This is a genomic window from Legionella qingyii (genome assembly GCF_003184185.1).
In genome coordinates this window covers 22,616-40,510 of sequence record NZ_QHJG01000031.1, presented here as the reverse complement: position 1 = coordinate 40,510, position 17,895 = coordinate 22,616, and the positions used below count along the sequence as shown (strand labels likewise).

The following is a 17,895-nucleotide window of genomic DNA, read 5'->3' as shown; positions in this document are numbered from 1 at the left end:
AAATTAATCCTAATCACTGCAAATGAACAGTTATTCATCTTTCTAAGAATCAAAATTCTCCTTTATAGAATAAAACCATGGTTAAAGCGTATACTTTTTTTAAACCAAAATAATCAGGTACGTACAGCAATTAAAAAATGATTTAAATCACCATAATCCTGTCGACAATAAGACTCATTAAGAGGTATAATTCGTTCACTTTTTTTACAGTTAGAGTTTTATGAATCATAAAGTAGGTTTTGTTAGCCTGGGATGTCCCAAAGCGCTGGTCGATTCAGAACGCATTATTACCCAGCTGCGTGCTCAAGGATATGAATTGGTGTCCAGTTATCAAGATGCAGGTGTGGTAGTCATCAATACCTGCGGGTTTATTGATAGTGCCGTCAAAGAATCATTGGATACAATAAAAGAAGCAATGGCAGAAAATGGACGTGTCATTGTCACAGGTTGCTTAGGTGCTAAAGCAGAGATCATTAAAGAAGCATGCCCAGATGTTCTGCATATTAGCGGCGCACATGCCTATGAAGAAGTAATCAATGCAGTTCACCAGCATTTGCCTCCGCCTGCAGATCCGTTCACACAACTTATTCCTCCTCAAGGAATCAAATTAACTCCACGCCATTATGCCTATTTAAAAATATCTGAGGGATGCAATCAAAAATGTACTTTTTGCATTATCCCTACCATGCGTGGGAAATTACAAAGTTATCCAATGGCACAAGTTTTAACTGAAGCCAAAAAGTTAAAAGATGCAGGTGTAAACGAAATCTTGGTAATTTCTCAGGATACAAGTGCCTATGGAATAGATACACGGTATCAACCAATAACCTGGAACGACAAAACAGTTAACACGCGTTTTTATGATTTGTGCGAACAATTAGGCGAGTTAGGCATTTGGATTCGTCTGCATTATGTTTATCCTTATCCACATGTAGATGAGATTATCCCTTTAATGCGAGATGGGTTGATTCTTCCATATCTGGATATTCCATTACAGCATGCTAATTCGCGAGTACTTAAAGCAATGAAACGCCCAGCAAGCAGCGAAAATACCTTATTACGTATTGCTTCTTGGCGAGAAACTTGCCCTGATATCACACTGCGCTCAACCTTTATTGTTGGTTTTCCCGGGGAAACAGAAGAAGAATTTGAAGAGCTGCTCGACTTCCTTGATGAAGCACAGTTAGATAGGGTGGGTTGTTTCAAATACTCCCCGGTTGAAGGGGCCAAAGCGAATGAATTAAGTGATCCAGTTCCAGAAGAAATTAAAGAAGACCGCTATCATCGCTTCATGCAATTACAAGCAGAAATTAGCCGCAATAAGTTAGAAAATAAAATCGGTAGTACTCAGACCGTATTAATTGATGAGGTTAATCAGGAACAGATTATCGCACGAAGCCAAAGTGATGCCCCGGAAATTGATGGTCTTGTTATTCTACCACCTACCCCAGGCATTAAAGTGGGATCTTTTGCGGAGGTCATGATTACTGATAGTGATGATTACGACCTCTACGCCGAATTCAAATAATAGCATGAAAGCCTGGGGTGAGTTTGATTTAAGCGCTGGCTGCGCGAAAATGATGTTGAGGAAACCTAGCATACATCACAGTATGTGAGGCTTCTGAAGTATTGTTTTCGTGCAAGCCGTGCCGAATGCAGCCGCTCAGTGGGCTAGGACGTGAACATTTCTGGCGCTCTATTTCCCTAGTTTCATCATTACTCCATCAGAACTTACGAAAAATGCCAGGTCGAGGCAAAAAATGTTTTTAATGAGGGAGTTTAGATATACTAATTGACTGAATTAAAAACATTTTTTAACGAAGAGATTGGGGTTTTCGTAAGTTCTGTCCATAATGCTACTGGAAACGATTAAAAATTTCTTTGCACATTGCCAATATCTCATCCTGCATGTTTTTGCTCTTTATGGCGCCTGGACGAAGTAAATTCTGATGCAGTAATTGATGGTGTTTCTTATATGCTTTCTTAAAAAAATTGTACTGCTCTTTACTTAAAACACCTGCTAAAAACAAATGATGAAGTTGACTTAATGTATTGGTATACCGAGCAAAAGAAGGCTCTCCCAAATGAAGCATTAAAAACTGAACTAAAAATTCCAAGTCCAACAAACCACCAGAAATAGAATTTCGCTCTTGATATTGTTCCATTTTGGATCTCATCGACAATACATCTTGCAACAATGTAGGCTTATCTCGCCTCAATAACAATACAGATTTTTTCAATTGCAAAAAGGTGTGTCTGATCTTCGCATTTCCCGTCAGAATACGTGCTTTTAATAACGCTTGATGCTCCCATGTCCATGCCTGATTTTTTTGATATGCAACAAAAGCATCAACATGACTCACCAACAACCCCGCTGCACCAGAAGGCCTCAGACGTGTATCTACTGTATAAAGCACCCCCGACTGGGAACGAGTAGTCAACATGTGCAGAATTTTTTGAGTTAACCGAGTAATCAATGCTTCTTCGGAAGGTTTTGCCGAATGTAAAAATACCAAATCTAAATCAGAGGCATAATTCATTTCGCGACTGCCCAATTTCCCATAGGCTATAATTACAAAATGTGATTTTGCTTGTTCCATTTCCGGATATCGCAAACACAATTGCTCGCTTGCGATCACTAACACCTGATTTACAATCACTTGTGCCACATCCGACAAAAATTGGCCAATACGCACTGCATTGCAGAAACCATAAAGTTCGGCGCGTGCAGCCATTAACCAATTGGTAAGCTTAAATTGACGCAATAGTTCCTCTTGTACTTCAACATCAGGATGATGGGCTAGTTTTTCTACCAATAGCCTTTGTAATTGATGCAACGATTGAGGCCGCCATTCTTGTCCCTGATCCAGCAATACTTCCAACAAAAAGGGTTGGTTCACTAATAAGGAAGTAATAAATGGACTTTGGGCAAACCAAAACAACAATTCTGTTAAAACTTGCGGATTCTCGGTTAACAAAGCAAGATACGCACTACGCCCCACAATATTTTCGAGCAAATGCATTACCTGTAATAAAACTTCATCCGTTTTTTCAACATGAGTAAGTTCAGCAAGCAACATCACCATAAACCGGTCCAGACGCATTCGAGCACCTTGGGTTAAACGTCGACAACGAGGGCTATGACGGAAGGAATGAATCATTTGGTAGCAATGGGTTGCATTGGCAAAACCTAAACTCGTTAACAAATTAATGGCCATAGTGGTTTCAACATGCCCTTGCCAAAGGCTGGCTAATTGATTCGCTAATAATCTTTTCTCATCTTCATAATCTTTAACAGTGCCAAGCACTGAATGGAATGCATAACTGATAATCCGCTGATATTGATGTAATTTATTTAATAAATCGTCCCAGGAAGGATACCCCATAGCTAAAGTAATTTGTTTTTGCTTCACCGGATCTTCAGGTAAGGAGTGAGTCTGCTGATCATTTAAACTCTGGAGTGTGTTTTCGAGTTTACGTAAAAAAAGATATGCTTGTTTTAAAGCATCGGTATGAGGTAGGAGTTTCTCATGCTTTAAAACAGCAAGAGCCGCCAAGGCGTTTTGTTCTTGTAATTGCGGCAAACGACCGCCACGAATTAACTGAAAACTCTGAATAACAAACTCGACTTCCCTAATCCCACCTTGCCCCCGTTTTATATCATCCAATCGTGGATTTAATTGGACTTCTCGCTCAATCATAGCCTTCATACTACGCAAAGATTCAATTACGCTAAAATCCACGTAGCGTCGATATACAAAAGGGACTATTAAACGCTCAAACCATAGCTGGACCTCATCCATCTTCTCAGCAATGACCCGTGTCTTAACCATGGCATATCGTTCCCAATCTCGACCTTGTTCTTGGTAATAAGTTTCCATTGCAGCCAAGCTTGAAACCAGAGGACCACTATCGCCATTAGGTCGTAATCTTAAATCGACTCGAAATACGAATCCATCCGAGGTTACATTTTGTAATGTCTGTACGAGTTGTTGAACTAATCGACTAAAATAATGCTGATTATCGATGCGCTCTTCGCCATCAGTTTCACCAACAACCGTATAAGCAAAAATAAGATCAACATCTGAAGAGTAATTTAACTCCCGGCCTCCCAACTTCCCCATCGCCAGCGTAAATAACTCAACTTCATTCCCAGCTTCATCACGCGGAATACCATAGCGTAAAGACAATTCTTGTTTGCAATAAGCAATTGCATGCAAAATAAGCGCATCAGCACAATCAGACCATGCGCGCATAATTTGTTCCGTATTGGCAATACCAGATAGTTCAAGAAGAAGTAAGCGCAAAAAATGTGTATTACGAAATTGACGCAGCGAACGCAAATAAGTCGCTTGAGGCACATGAAATGACAGGCTCTTCAAATTATGAAAGTATTCCTCACGTGACAGCAAAGAACGACAATCATCCTCCATAAGTAACGCTTTTAATAAATGAATCTGTCTACATGCATAATCACTAATAAGGAGTAATTTGATGGCAATTTCGCGCAAAGGATGATGCATCTCTGAGAGATGCTTTTCAATGAACCATGCTTTTGATTGCAATAACTCAGGAATTTCTATTTGCATAAATTTCTTATTTTTCATTCCCAAAATTAGTACTCTCGTTATAATATAACCTATAAAATTCAATAACAATTCTATAGATTCAAAATGATCCGAATAATCCAGATTGCATTTATTTGTTTCACTTCCTCGCTCTTTGCTCAGGGTGAACCTTTAAATGTAGGGATTGAAAGCTTTGATCCCCCATTCGTCATGCAAGGAACTCATAATGAAGCCTATGGTTTTGATGTTGATATGATGAACAGCCTATGCAAAATCATGAATAGAACGTGTGCCTTCCATGTGATGCGTTTTGCTCAATTAATTGATGCCGTTGCAAATCAAAAACTGGATGTTGCTGTCAGTTCGATAACGATTACTAGCGACCGCGCAAAAATAATCAATTTCAGCTTACCTTATCTACTTAGTTATTCGCGTTTTTTAGAAAGAAAAACTATTGCAAAAGAAAATTTTAGCCTGGATCTGTTAAATACTAAAACGATAGGAATAGAATCTGGAACTGTATTTTTAGACCAACTGACTGAGATGGGAGTAAAAAATCCCAAGATTAAGGAGTATCCTGATATTGATGACCAACTCTCAGCATTGGCTAGAGGAGATGTAGATATTATTCTGATGGATAATGCAACTGCTGTTTATTGGGCATCTAATTCATCTGACTCATTTAAATTAATAGGCCCACCTTATATGTATGGTAATGGCTATGGGATAGCTGTTAATCCTGCTGACCCAGACTTATTAACACAACTCAACCAAGCCCTCGTCCAATTCCAAAATTCTGAGGATTATAAGCTAAATTACAATAAATACCTGTTTGAATTCTAAGCGCGCATGGCGAATTAATGCAATGTTTGTCCTTGAGTAATGCACCGTGTAATGACTTGTCGGGTTACAAAATCACCCTGACTCACGCCATACATTGAATTATAATGTTTTGCTAAGGTAACGACCCATCCGGATAAACGGAAACTCATTTTTTTTTCCGCTTGATCCACAACAATTTCAAAAAGACCTAAAGAGCCACTTTCGCGCTCACTGGCGTATTCTTCCATAATCACCCGGGCGGCTTGTAAATCTTTGTCTCTGGTAGGCCAGTTCTGACTCATATTATTCTCCCTAAAAAGCATGATTAGGTCTCTGAAATTCCGCTTAATCTTGAGATACTTTGCAAAAATCGCAAGAGCAGAAATAGATACATATTGTCTCATATTTTGACCAAATTTTCAAGCCACAGGGAGGCTTGCAATGGTTGCTATAATTAACCAGGAACAATAAAATACTACAGTTTGTTGAACATCGTAGAATGTTTTCTCAAGACAGCATATGATATACGTACCAATCCAAATTTAAAAAATTACATATGAATTATCATATTTTACCCTCGATTTTATCTGCTGATCTCACGTGTCTGGGCGATGAAGTAGAATCCGTAATGAACGCAGGAGCAGATTTTATTCATTTTGATGTCATGGATAATCATTATGTGCCCAATTTAACATTTGGACCGGCATTCTGCGACGCTTTTCTCAAACGGTTTCCGAAACTCCCTATCGATGTTCATCTCATGGTTGAACCTGTTGATGCTCTGATTGAAGCGTTCGCAAAAGCCGGAGCAAAACGAATCAGTATTCACCCTGATGCCACCATACACCTTGACCGGAGTTTAACACTCATCAAAGACTTAGGATGTGAAGCGGGTCTTGTATTAAACCCGGCAACACCCATTGATGTCTTGACATGGTGTGCCCATAAACTCGACTTTATCCTGATAATGACTGTGAATCCCGGTTTTGGAGGTCAAAAGATGATTACTGAAATTATTGATAAAATCCCCCAAATCCGCAAACTCTATCCTCAACTTGATCTATGTGTCGATGGTGGAGTGACTATAGATAATATTGCTACTTTGGCACGCGCGGGTGCGAACCAATTTGTAGCCGGCGCTGCTGTATTCAAGAGCAACAATTATAAAGAAACAATTGATGCCATGCGAAATCAATTAGCATGTATCAAAGAAAATTAATTAAGAAAAATTATGAAAAAAGTAATTTTACTCATATGTGGATTTATTAGTTCTCAGGTTTGCCTTGCCCTCTCAGGGGAAGCCTATATGGAACGTTTTAATACCTATTTATCCTTTACCCAAAATCTCCCTACGGCTACGCCCAGTGTAAGCTTTTTAGATTTTATTAATGGCACAACGCCTTTATCAACAAAATTGCGTGAAAAATGGCTGTATGAATTAGCTAAAAATAAGGACTGGACTCACTTTAGCCAATATTATCAACCCTCTAATGATCTGAATCTCGTTTGCTATGAGCAAATTGCAAACTACAATACAGGCAAAGAACAAGAAGCATTAAAAGCTTCAATTCCATTATGGCTAAGCGGTGATTCAAGGCCACCCTCTTGCAACAGCTTGTTTGCTTTGCTTCTAAACGATAATAACTTTGACCAAAATTTAATTACTCAACGAATTGATTTAGCTTTGGAGCAACGCAATATCCAATTAGCTCGTTATTTATTAAAACAATATAAAACACCTCATACAGCTGAGTTAAATAATTTAAATGCCGTTTATCAAAATCCGGAGTACATCATTAAGCTGCCCCAAGGTGGATTAAATAGCAGCATTTACCTTTATGGCCTCAAGCGTATGGTTTCGATTAATATGGATAAAGCGCTTAAGCTATGGCAACAAAGCAAAACTCAAAAAATGCTTAATCAAGCCCAACAACAGGCCTTTTTAGCTCATGTCGCACTTTATAAAGCCATGCGGAATCATGAAGATGCATTGCAATGGTTCACCAAAGTCAAACCACAATACTACAATGATATATTATTGGATTGGCAAATACGCTTTGCTTTAAAAAGAAAAAACTGGACTCAAGTCACTGAGCTAATTAATGATTCAAAACGTAAAGATGAACCCTGTTGGCAATACTGGCTAGCACGCTCTTTAGAGGAACAAGGAAAAACGGCAGAAGCACGGACCCTCTATGAACCTTTAGCAAAAAACAGACAGTATTATGGTTTTCTTGCCAGCCTCCGCCTTAATAAAAAGCCCAGCTTTACCAATGAAATTCCCACAACAAACCTGGATGTATTGAAACCCTATCAAACATTTATTGAGCAAATCCAAACACTCTATATCTCTAAGCAAACACTTCAAGCATCACGTTTGCTCAATGATTTCATCAGTGAATTACCTAAAGATGAAGCAAGCGCACTGGTCTACTGGATCGATCAAAAACTGCAATGGCATGGTAAATCGGTCTATTTAAGTAATAACGAAACCTTAAATAATCAACTTACGCTAAGATTTCCATTAGCTTATAAAGACAGTATTTCCCTTTATTCTAAAAAATATGCTGTAGCACCAGAATTTATTTATGCCATTATTCGTCAGGAAAGTGGGTTTAGGGATGATGCTACTTCTTCAGTTGGTGCTCGAGGCCTAATGCAAGTTATGCCTTATACAGCGAGAGTTGTCTCAAAAGCAGACAAGATTCCTTATAATGATCAAAAGCAGTTGTTTGTATCCCAAAAGAACATCAATATTGGTGTAGCCTATTTAAAACAGCTTGCAAAGCGATTTGGCAATCACCCAATACTCATTGCCGCGGCATATAATGCAGGGCCCAAACAAGTAGTTTATTGGTTAAAAACTCACCCACCTAAAGAGATTGATGTGTGGATAGAGACGCTCCCTTGGCAAGAAACACGTAATTATTTAAAAAATATTATGGCGTTCTATATTGTTTATCAATATCGCTTAGGCCAAAAACCTAATCTAGGTAATTTCCTGGAACCATTATAATCGAGTCATAGCCCAGGTGGAGTAAATAGGAACCTGGGTTATGAACATTATCAGAAAATCCAAATCACAGCTGCGCCTTCGTGCAGACCATCAATAAAAAATAATTACATACTTGATCTATAATTATACAATTGAGGTGAAAAGCTATTACACCTTATGCTTTAAAGGCGATGTCTCATGATAAAGGTAACCTGCACTGTTAGTCTCTTAGGAATGATGTTTATTCTCATAGGCTGTGCTCCAACAGCCTATGTAGTTGGAACAACAAATCAACCAATTCAGTATACTTATGCCCCGGGGTATAATCCGCCGCAAGTAGCTTATCCAGATGTACCCGTGGATGCGAATACATCTATAGACAGCGCTGAAGTTGTCCAACAGGAACATAAGATTAATGCCATAAATGATTCCATTGCCATAAAAGAAAAGCAGGATGAAGCTGCAAGACGGCAAGCAATCCAGTTGCAATTAAATGCTCTGCCAAAAATTCAGTAAAAGAGTCAGGAAACATTCGAGAATAGAATGAGTGCTCACGTGTTAAACTTTCCTCAAACAAGAAAAAAGTTTCGTCGTTTGAACTCAATTTTGATTTGGAGGAGTAAAGAGCAAACAGCCAAGCTGCTTACTCATTTATCACGGTAGTCCTGGATGTGAACATCCGGCACATGGAATAAGATGTGTCTCTATGATTTCATTGAAGAGTTGAATATCCGTCCCGGAACTTGCGGCTTTACTCACTAATTCTAACATCCGCTCCAATTCTTCGCTTTCGAATCTCGCTATCAAAGGAAGATTACTTAATTTTCCAATAATTTCATTTTGATTCAATATATTATTGGGCTGACAGATTCTTTGCATATTTCCAGCATTTAACATACCTGCCAGTTGCAAATGCTTCATGAAATGATAGGCTCCAACACCTAATTTGCTTACCATTAATAAATCATCTAGATTGTCACGATCAATGAGTGATGCATTAGTTAATAACAAAATATTTTTCGCGAAAATATTAGCATTTTGGGGGTTTTCCTCAACCAACTCAAAATAGGTACACAATGGGTAATGTTCTGCTACAAGTTTTTTAGCCCCTTCATAAATTTTATTGATATATTGTTCTTGTCTTAAAAGAATATTAATTGCATTTGAATAATAGCTATTATTTTCAAGCATTAAATTAAGCAGATCCAGCGCTATACTCATATGATTTGCTGAAATCGAACTATCACGAAGTTTCTCTACTAAACTTGAAGCATTGTAGGCATGTTCTTGAAGATTAATAATCAAGCGTGTAATGTCAAGAGATTGTCCTGGATAAGTCAGCAACAATTCAAAAGTGTCCAAATCAAGCACACCTAGCTGATGTAATTCTCGCGCGCTTTGTGCTACGTTTGAATCAAATCGTGCAGCTTTAAATAAACGATCCAATGAAAGCACATGAGGATCAATATCTAATTCTTTAATCAATCCAAACAAATTGACAGCTCCACCGACACTGTTAATATTTTTGGAAATGATTAATTCAAGATCGTTAGTTATAAAAACTTTGGCTTCTTTCAAAACTTTAAATAAAGAAATTAGTCGGTTACCATAATCAGGATGGTCTGAAATAAGACTAATCATGTGCTGATCGGTTCCCAAATTTAACCTTTTTAGACGGTTAATAAAATCAGGGATGGGTGCTGTGGATTTTGCATCATTAGTTAATACTTGCATTATCATTTGAGTACTATTCTTTTGAGTATTATTACTTCCCACTGGCTCGGGATCTTGGCTATTAGTTATATCAACCATAACTGTCCTTAAATTGCTCTCTAAGGACAAAATATAACACAAAATGATTATATTAAGCAAAAAATTCTATTGCTTAGGGATGTTGCTTGCTGCTAAATTGATGTTTTTCAATCATTTCAATGAATTCTTCCAAATCAGCATCTGCACTTGTTTTTTTAGTAATTAAAGACAACATTTTTTCTAATTCTTCTCTGTCAAATTCTTCAAACAAAGGAAAACTACTAAACAATTTAATCACATCAGGGTGGTTTAGAATAGGACTATTATATCGACAAACTTTGTTATAATTTTCAGCATCTAACATATCTGCATGCTGTAAGTGGGTCAAAAAATGAAACGCCCCTACTCCCAATTTGCTTGCTATTAATACATCTTCTGTTTTCCGATAATCAATTAATGATGCGAGATCTAATAACAAAATAATATTAGCAAGAATATTGGCATTCATTGGATCTTTTTCAATAACTTCGAAATAGCTTGGCGCCAGTTTATCTTTAGCAACAAGTTTTTTTGCACCTTCATAAATTTTATCTATATTTTTTTGTTGTCTTAAAAAAATATCGAAACATTCAAAATAATAGAGGTTCTTACTTAAGAGCAACGTAAAGAGCTCGATTACTGTACTCATCTTTCCTTCGGAAAATTGATGGAGCTTTTCAATTATTTTCTCAGTGGAATAAGCGTGTTTTTGAAAATTAACGATTAAATCAGCAATTAATAAAGATTCCTCAGGATAAGCAAACATAAGATTCAAGCTCGCTGAATCAAGTGAGTTATTAGTTTTAAGTATTTGCATCCCTTGTTTCAGAGTTGTTTCTGATTTTGCGCTCACGAATACACGTTCCAGGGAAATAAATTCGGGATCGATCCCTACTTCGTGCATAAATTCTAATAAATCGACCACAGCACCAGCTTGAGCAACATTACTTGCGATGGCCTTATGAAGCAGATCATTCAATACAACATTATATTTCTTTAATACACTGAATAAGGAAGTGAGGCGATTAATATATTGAGGGTTTTCTTCTAGAGTTTGTATCATTCGCTCATCAGATTCCAGACCTAAACTGACCAGACGAGAATTAATTTTATTCTTTATCCCACTTTGATTGAACTTTAGATATGTCATTTGCCGCCCTCGCCTCACAATCCTGTGTCATCTTATCTTTTTTTCAAAAATAAAAACCAATAAAATTTTATTTTTATCAAAAAAAGAGCCATCTCGCCACAAATATTAACAAAGAAAAGAAATTTAAAATACAATAAATAATAAAAACACAAAATCATCTTTTCTTTACCATCACTGCTCCTTTTAATTATACCCTCATATGATCAATTTATTTTCAACAAAATCACTTAATAGTCACTTAATATTTTTTTTGTATAATCCCACCTATTAGGTAAATTGTGACTCACCTTATCAAATACAACTCACAATGACCTAACTTAAACTTTAATGTTAGAAATGTATTCTTAAGGGGAAAATCATATGGGCGCAGAAAGTAAAATTGTTGAAAAACAAATTGACGATCTTAAAGATTACACCGATACCGTTGCAGCTGTTCACTTACTTAAAGAAGTAGTTTCCGGTGGAGCAGTAGTTACAGTTGGCTCAGCGAAGGATTCGATTGATTTAGAAAACTCAAAGAAAGATCCTAAAATTGGAAATGTCGTGAAAGCGATTTTAGCAAAGGCAGGCAAACCAGGAGAAGAAAAAAGTCAATGGGTAAAAAAAGAAGATAACAAGCCACATCTTGAAGCCGCAATCACTATTGGTGGCGCTGTATATACTGTTGATATGACCTATGATGGAATACAAGAGGATAAACAAGAGTATACTGTGAATATTACCAGTAAACTTAATGCAGAAGTTAGTAGAGGAAAATTATTCTTTGACCCGTCTCAAGCAGCTACCGTTAAATTAATCTATGACAAAGAAGGCGATCTTCGTGCGGTAACCAAGAAAGGGTTATCCGTAGAAACCAAATCTTTTATTCCACATGCTTATCAAACTGAAATATTAGCAAAATATTACAACAGTCTGAAAGAAGGGAAAGAACAACGGCTTGCAGTAATGGGAACTGGTTCAGGTAAAAGTATTGTTATGGCGGGTATTGCTCAAGCTGTTGGACGCACCGTCATGATTGTTCCCGATAAGACATTAGTTGATCAACAATCGCTTGAAACACAAAAAATGCTTGGTGCAGGTGTTGTCAATGGTAATAAGCATACTCCTAGCGTTTTCACTTTGGAAACCATTAAACGAAATGTTGACGTTGCAGATTGGGATCAGTTAACCGAGTTGGATATTGAAGAAATCAAGAAGTATTTCGCCTCAGTGATCGAAAATACTTCTGAAGATCATTTTGATCAAATCGTTTTACAAGCTGAACATCCTTTATTCAAGTATATTGCCGATGAAATAAAAAATTCCATGGTATTAATTGATGAAAGCCATCGTCATACATTTAATGATGAAGACGCTCAAATTTTGAAAGGATTAAAGGATCGCAATTCAATCCTGGCATTAACAGCAACACCAACTTCCAAATTGTATGATCTTTTCCCAGGGGAACCTTTGGATGATTTAAGTCTTGGAGCTGCAATTGAGTTAGGAACAATTCGTCCAATTCAACCAGAAGTAGCTTATTTAGCTGAGAAAGATTTAGTTACACAAGCTGTAGCCCATTACTTTGACGATTATTATCTCGAAGAAGGGATGAATGGTTATACTAATCCTGTTGAATTAAAAGAACAGATCAAGAAAGCACATATAGAGATTGAAGATAGTGTGGCTGAACAACAAGCCATTGAGCAAGCATTGGAATTAAACCGTATCCGTTGTCAACGCAATATGGGTTTTTCTGATGACAAAGCAACGCGTGAGAAATTAGCTGAAATCTATCAAAAAATTGCCCGTGGAGATGGAGCTACCATTGAACAATACCAAGCTCAAGTCGCTGAATTTAGAAGAAACTCTGAAATCAAAGCAAAACTACAGTTGGCTAAGAAATTTAATGGTGCAATTGAGAAAGAAACAATAGAAAAAGACGTCCCTGTGCGTGCAGTGGATTTGAAAAAAGATATCGATACGGAACAGCAAAAAGATATTCAAAGAACAATTAACAGCTATGCTCTTGCACTTGTCTTTAATGAAAAGCCTACCGATCTTGCTGAGAAGGACCGAACTCATAAATTGGAAGAATATTTGAAAGAGTGGGATCAGCATATTTCGAAATATAAGATAAAAAATGACGAGATACATGATCTATTTTTATCAAAGCTTAAAGAGTGTGAAGCAAAAGACAGAGTAAAATTAAATGAAGCGCTGACAAAGCTGGGAGCCCCCATTTCTAAATTGCCTGCTGAACAAAGAAACGCCATAGTCAAATTGATTTTGGATAGAGCAGAAGCAATGGTGGCGAACATCAAAGCGTCACAACCTATATCTGATATTGTGGCCAAGGCAACTCCAGTTAACTTGGAGGCATTAAAAGCAACCGAGAATTACGCCACTGCAATCGATATGAGTACGGATTCATCTATAATTGGTGAGCAACTTGCTCAAATTGAAGTAGGACTTAGGACGCATATTGTAGCCGATCAGGTCATTGCAACAGGAGTAAGTATTAGAGACATCCTGAATGTGCAAATTATAAATACTCATTCACCGGTGATTGAATCAGATATCAATGTGATTAATGGAATCCTTTCAGGACCTCAGGCAACGGGTCGTTGTGTCAGAAATAAAGATGTTTCAGCTCGTGCTCAGCAATACATTGATAACCAATATGAAGGTAAAGGTCTAATTCTCACGGTAGAAGAGATCATTCATCCTAAAGATTCGGCAGCAAAAACAAGAGCAGTTATGGAAAACAGAGAAAAACGGGCTCAAGCAGAAGAACAAGCCGCTATTCGCATACAAAGTGCAGTAAAAGGCTATCAAACCTCTAGACTGTTTCAACAATATAAACCGTTACCCCGTGATATTGAGAAACTGCAGGGCGACTTGAAGTTAGTCCAGGAACGATTAGATGATATAAAGAAGAGCCTGGAAACAGAAGGAACAATAAAAAACAAGCTTGAGGAGTTAGCTAAGGCTGAGAAGGAGTTATCGCTTATCCCAGGAGGAAAAGTGGGTCAAGCTCTTCCGCAGGAATTTGCTAGAAATCCATTTTTCTATCTCCAGTGGGTGAGAGAAACACTCTTGAGAGAGGTACTGGAAATAAAAGCAACCAATAGGGTAGACGTATTAAACGAAATACAAAAAAACCTAGAAGAAGTAGAAAAGGAAATAGAAGAACTAAAAGTTGAGGAAAATAAATTTGAAAAATTGTTCAAGGAAGGAACCTCTGCACTGAAAAAAATGCAAGAAACGAAAGAGCAGTTGGAAGAGAACCTTGGCATCACCCACCAAGAGATGACTCTGTAAATTAAGGATTAAATGTTCTTTTACTTCGTTTAAACCTCCGCCTCGGCGGAGGTTTTTTTATCTTCACAGGACTTACGAAAGAATCCACTATACTCATCCCACAAATATTCAAAATCGCTGTGTAAATGATTAATTCCTTATCATTATTGTCCTCTAGTATTTCTCACAAAGCGTAACAAGACATGATCAGTTCGTACAGCAGATTCCTGCAGCGCCTCCTTTGGGCTCAGAAGACCTGCAAACATCGCTTCTAAAACTTCGTCATTGATACCGCGAATCTGATTTTGTGGTCCAAAACCTTGTAACTGTTTTTCGTGTAACTCACCGGCTAAATCAGTACGTGCCATTAATAAAGCAGGATGGTTACTGCTTTGCAAAATATCAGCATAGCTCCCTTGTAAACCTATTGGAAGATAGCCTGTATGCCCATGCCAGCGCTTTTGTGTTTCAGGCTTTGCGATAAACGCAAAAAATTGAGCTATTCCCTTATATTGCTTCTTTGATTGCCCAGCTACTGCCCATAATGCAGCACCACCAGCCACATTAGCATGTCGTACCTGACTCACTGCGGTATCCAAAGGCATACTGGCTATCCCCAAATGGAAGGGTACTAAAGCGGATAAACTGTTATAAGCCCCAGAAGACTGGCTAAATAATGGACAAATACCACTGGTAAATAAAATGGTGGCATCATCGACTCTACCTGCATATCTAAAATAACGCAGTGAATGCCAACGCTTCAAACGTTCAAAATGGCTGACTAATTGTGGTGTTGCATAAACAGCACGTGCAGGATTCCCTTGAGTTAACGGTAATCCATGAATCGCCAAAAAAGATTCAAAAAGCACCCAACCTGGATAGGCTGTTGTATAAGTACAATCATAACCGGCTTTTTTTAACTTTTTTGCCAGCACTTCCATATCGGCCCAAGTGCGCGGAAAATTAGCCTGCGAATAACCTACTTTGGCAAGAATATCCAGATTGTAATACAAAGTTGCAACAGAGAGATTAAAAGGTAAAGCCATCAATTGCCCATCTTTACTATAAAACTCACGGACGGATGGAATAAAATCCTCTTTGGGCAAGCTCATTCCTTGTTCATACATCAGCTCGTCTACCGGTTTGATTACCCCTTTAGGTGACTCCATTATGGCCGTGCCAACTTCAAAAACCTGTACAATTGCAGGCGGATGATGTGCTCTAAATGCAGCAGCAAAACTCGTTAATGTCTCTACATAATTTCCCTTATAAACGGGTTTAATAAAGTATTCACTTTGACTTTGATTAAAGTCATCTGCAAGTAATCTAACCTCATCCCCCAAATGCCCAGCCATCCCATGCCAAAATATCAACTCAACCCGTTTTGCCTGAACAGAGAAGGTAGAAAAGATAATGAATAAAAAAAGAAATAATTTTTTCATGCTAGTAAGTCAGGATAATCACTAAAAACTGCATCAACACCCCAGCCAAATAATTTATTAGCCAAACGCCGGCGATTCACTGTATAAGCACATAGAATATAACCTGCAGCTTTAATTGCTTTTGCACGCTCTTCTGTTAGCACTCTGCGATTAAAATGAATTGAAAAACATTGCAATTGTTTTGCTTTTTGCAACCATTGCTCATCCCATGTGTGCAGTAGCAACCCCAAGGGCATTTCTGGTGCAATACTTCGACATAACACTAGAGCATCCCAGGAAAAACTGGACACTAAAGGTAAGTCTTTTCCCTGTGGCCAATAACGTTGAATGTGACTCATCACCGCTACAGCAGTTTGTTCTTCTGCACCTGGATACGGTTTGATTTCTACATTTGCCTGTACGCCTGAAAAAGACAACCATTTCAAGACTTCTTTAAAATGAGGAATATGCTCGCCTTTAAATTGCCGTGAAAACCATGAGCCAGCATCCAGAGATTGTAAATAACTGGCTTCAACCAAACCAACATCTCCACGTCCATTGGTCGTTCTCTTTAAACTGTCGTCATGAATGACAAAAGGCTCACCATCGGCACTGCACATTACATCAAATTCTATGAAACGACATCCTAAAGTCAAAGCTTTTTCAAATGAAGCCAAAGTATTCTCTGGAGCATAAGCCGAAGCTCCTCGATGCCCAATAATTTTTTCAACAACCAACAAATTAATTCCCCTTTTTATAAAGATAATATTAAGAATAGATTCCCGCCTTCGCGGGAATGACAACAATCTCTAACGTCTGCTCGGCAATAACAAAATCCCTAACGTTGCCCAGGAATAACAAAATCCCTAATGTCTGCCCGGGAATAACAAAATTCTTAATGTCTCCGAAATAACAAAAAGCCTTAACCCACTGTCATTCCCGCGAAGGCGGGAACCCATTCCTAACAAAGCGCCGTGCCCACTGATGAATAGATTCCCGCCTTCGCGGGAATGACAACAATCTCTAACGTCTGCTCGGCAATGACAAAATCCCTAACGTCTGCCCAGGAATAACAAAAAGCCTTAACCCACTGTCGTTCCCGCGAAAGCGGGAACCCATTCCTAACAAAGCGCCGTGCTCACTGATGAATAGATTCCCGCCTTCGCGGGAATGACAACAATCTCTAACGTCTGCTCGGCAATGACAAAATCCCTAATGTCTGCCCGGGAATAACAAAATTCTTAATGTCTCCGAAATAACAAAAAGCCTTAACCCACTGTCATTCCCGCGAAGGCGGGAACCCATTCCTAACAAAGCGCCGTGCCCACTGATGAATAGATTCCCGCCTTCGCGGGAATGACAACAATCTCTAACGTCTGCTCGGCAATGACAAAATCCCTAATGTCTGCCCGGGAATAACAAAATTCTTAATGTCTCCGAAATAACAAAAAGCCTTAACCCACTGTCATTCCCGCGAAGGCGGGAACCCATTCCTAACAAAGCGCCGTGCCCACTGATGAATAGATTCCCGCCTTCGCGGGAATGACAACAATCTCTAACGCCTTCTCGGGTATGACAACAATCTCTAACTCTGCTCAGCAATGACAAAATCCCTAATGTCTGCCCGGGAATAACAAAATTCTTAATGTCTCCGAAATAACAAAAAGCCTTAACCCACTGTCATTCCCGCGAAGGCGGGAACCCATTCCTAACAAAGCGCCGTGCCCACTGATGAATAGATTCCCGCCTTCGCGGGAATGACAACAATCTCTAACGTCTGCTCGGCAATGACAAAATCCCTAACGTCTGCCCGGGAATAACAAAATTCTTAATGTCTCCGAAATAACAAAAATCCTTAACCCACTG

Annotated in this window: 12 protein-coding genes; 6 read left to right on the top strand and 6 right to left on the bottom strand. The window is 38.4% G+C overall.

The genetic code is table 11. The annotated features are described in order from the left end of the window. Positions 1-220 precede the first annotated feature (220 nt). Positions 221-1,528 carry a 30S ribosomal protein S12 methylthiotransferase RimO gene (rimO, locus tag DGG96_RS16195; protein WP_110142811.1) on the top strand — a complete coding sequence of 436 codons (1,308 nt, stop codon included), beginning with the start codon at positions 221-223 and terminating at the stop codon, positions 1,526-1,528. A 328-nt stretch (positions 1,529-1,856) separates the two neighbouring features. On the opposite strand, the gene glnE is transcribed toward rimO, so the two are convergent. Beyond that, on the bottom strand, positions 1,857-4,589 hold the full coding sequence (glnE, locus tag DGG96_RS16190; RefSeq protein ID WP_233590587.1) for a bifunctional [glutamate--ammonia ligase]-adenylyl-L-tyrosine phosphorylase/[glutamate--ammonia-ligase] adenylyltransferase: 2,733 nt from the start codon (positions 4,587-4,589) through the stop codon (positions 1,857-1,859). An 84-nt stretch (positions 4,590-4,673) separates the two neighbouring features. Between glnE and DGG96_RS16185 the strand changes: the two genes are divergently transcribed. After that, positions 4,674-5,411, top strand: a complete 738-nt coding sequence (locus tag DGG96_RS16185) for a transporter substrate-binding domain-containing protein (RefSeq protein WP_110142813.1) — start codon at positions 4,674-4,676, stop codon at positions 5,409-5,411. Positions 5,412-5,425: 14 nt separating this feature from the next. Here the strand turns inward: DGG96_RS16185 and DGG96_RS16180 are convergent, their stop codons facing one another. Beyond that, complete coding sequence (locus DGG96_RS16180) at positions 5,426-5,692, bottom strand: hypothetical protein (RefSeq protein ID WP_110142814.1); 267 nt, start codon at positions 5,690-5,692, stop codon at positions 5,426-5,428. A gap of 254 nt (positions 5,693-5,946) precedes the next feature. Between DGG96_RS16180 and rpe the strand changes: the two genes are divergently transcribed. The 3 genes from rpe (at position 5,947) to DGG96_RS16165 (ending at position 8,901) form a co-directional block, all read left to right on the top strand. After that, positions 5,947-6,609 (top strand): ribulose-phosphate 3-epimerase, encoded by a 663-nt coding sequence (gene rpe / locus DGG96_RS16175; RefSeq protein WP_110142815.1) that lies wholly within the window; start codon positions 5,947-5,949, stop codon positions 6,607-6,609. Between the two features lie 12 nt (positions 6,610-6,621). Beyond that, a complete protein-coding gene (locus tag DGG96_RS16170; RefSeq protein WP_110142816.1) occupies positions 6,622-8,406 on the top strand; it encodes a transglycosylase SLT domain-containing protein in 1,785 nt (594 codons plus the stop codon). Positions 8,407-8,583: 177 nt separating this feature from the next. After that, the gene (locus DGG96_RS16165) at positions 8,584-8,901 is read left to right on the top strand and encodes a hypothetical protein (RefSeq protein ID WP_110142817.1); all 318 of its coding nucleotides are present in this window, start codon (positions 8,584-8,586) and stop codon (positions 8,899-8,901) included. Between the two features lie 138 nt (positions 8,902-9,039). On the opposite strand, the gene DGG96_RS16160 is transcribed toward DGG96_RS16165, so the two are convergent. Together DGG96_RS16160 and DGG96_RS16155 are read right to left on the bottom strand one after the other, a co-directional pair. Further along, complete coding sequence (locus DGG96_RS16160; RefSeq protein WP_110142818.1) at positions 9,040-10,197, bottom strand: hypothetical protein; 1,158 nt, start codon at positions 10,195-10,197, stop codon at positions 9,040-9,042. Positions 10,198-10,270: 73 nt separating this feature from the next. Next, positions 10,271-11,326 carry a hypothetical protein gene (locus tag DGG96_RS16155; protein WP_110142819.1) on the bottom strand — a complete coding sequence of 352 codons (1,056 nt, stop codon included), beginning with the start codon at positions 11,324-11,326 and terminating at the stop codon, positions 10,271-10,273. A gap of 360 nt (positions 11,327-11,686) precedes the next feature. On the opposite strand from DGG96_RS16155, the gene DGG96_RS16150 reads away from it, so the two are divergent. After that, positions 11,687-14,629 (top strand): DEAD/DEAH box helicase family protein, encoded by a 2,943-nt coding sequence (locus DGG96_RS16150; RefSeq protein WP_110142820.1) that lies wholly within the window; start codon positions 11,687-11,689, stop codon positions 14,627-14,629. A 143-nt stretch (positions 14,630-14,772) separates the two neighbouring features. Here the strand turns inward: DGG96_RS16150 and DGG96_RS16145 are convergent, their stop codons facing one another. Together DGG96_RS16145 and ugpQ are read right to left on the bottom strand one after the other, a co-directional pair. After that, positions 14,773-16,050 (bottom strand): extracellular solute-binding protein, encoded by a 1,278-nt coding sequence (locus DGG96_RS16145; RefSeq protein WP_110142821.1) that lies wholly within the window; start codon positions 16,048-16,050, stop codon positions 14,773-14,775. Continuing rightward, entirely contained in the window at positions 16,047-16,766 is a 720-nt protein-coding gene (gene ugpQ, locus DGG96_RS16140; RefSeq protein WP_110142827.1) for a glycerophosphodiester phosphodiesterase, read from the bottom strand. Before ugpQ ends, DGG96_RS16145 begins: the two co-directional genes overlap by 4 nt. Between the last annotated feature and the right edge of the window lie 1,129 nt (positions 16,767-17,895).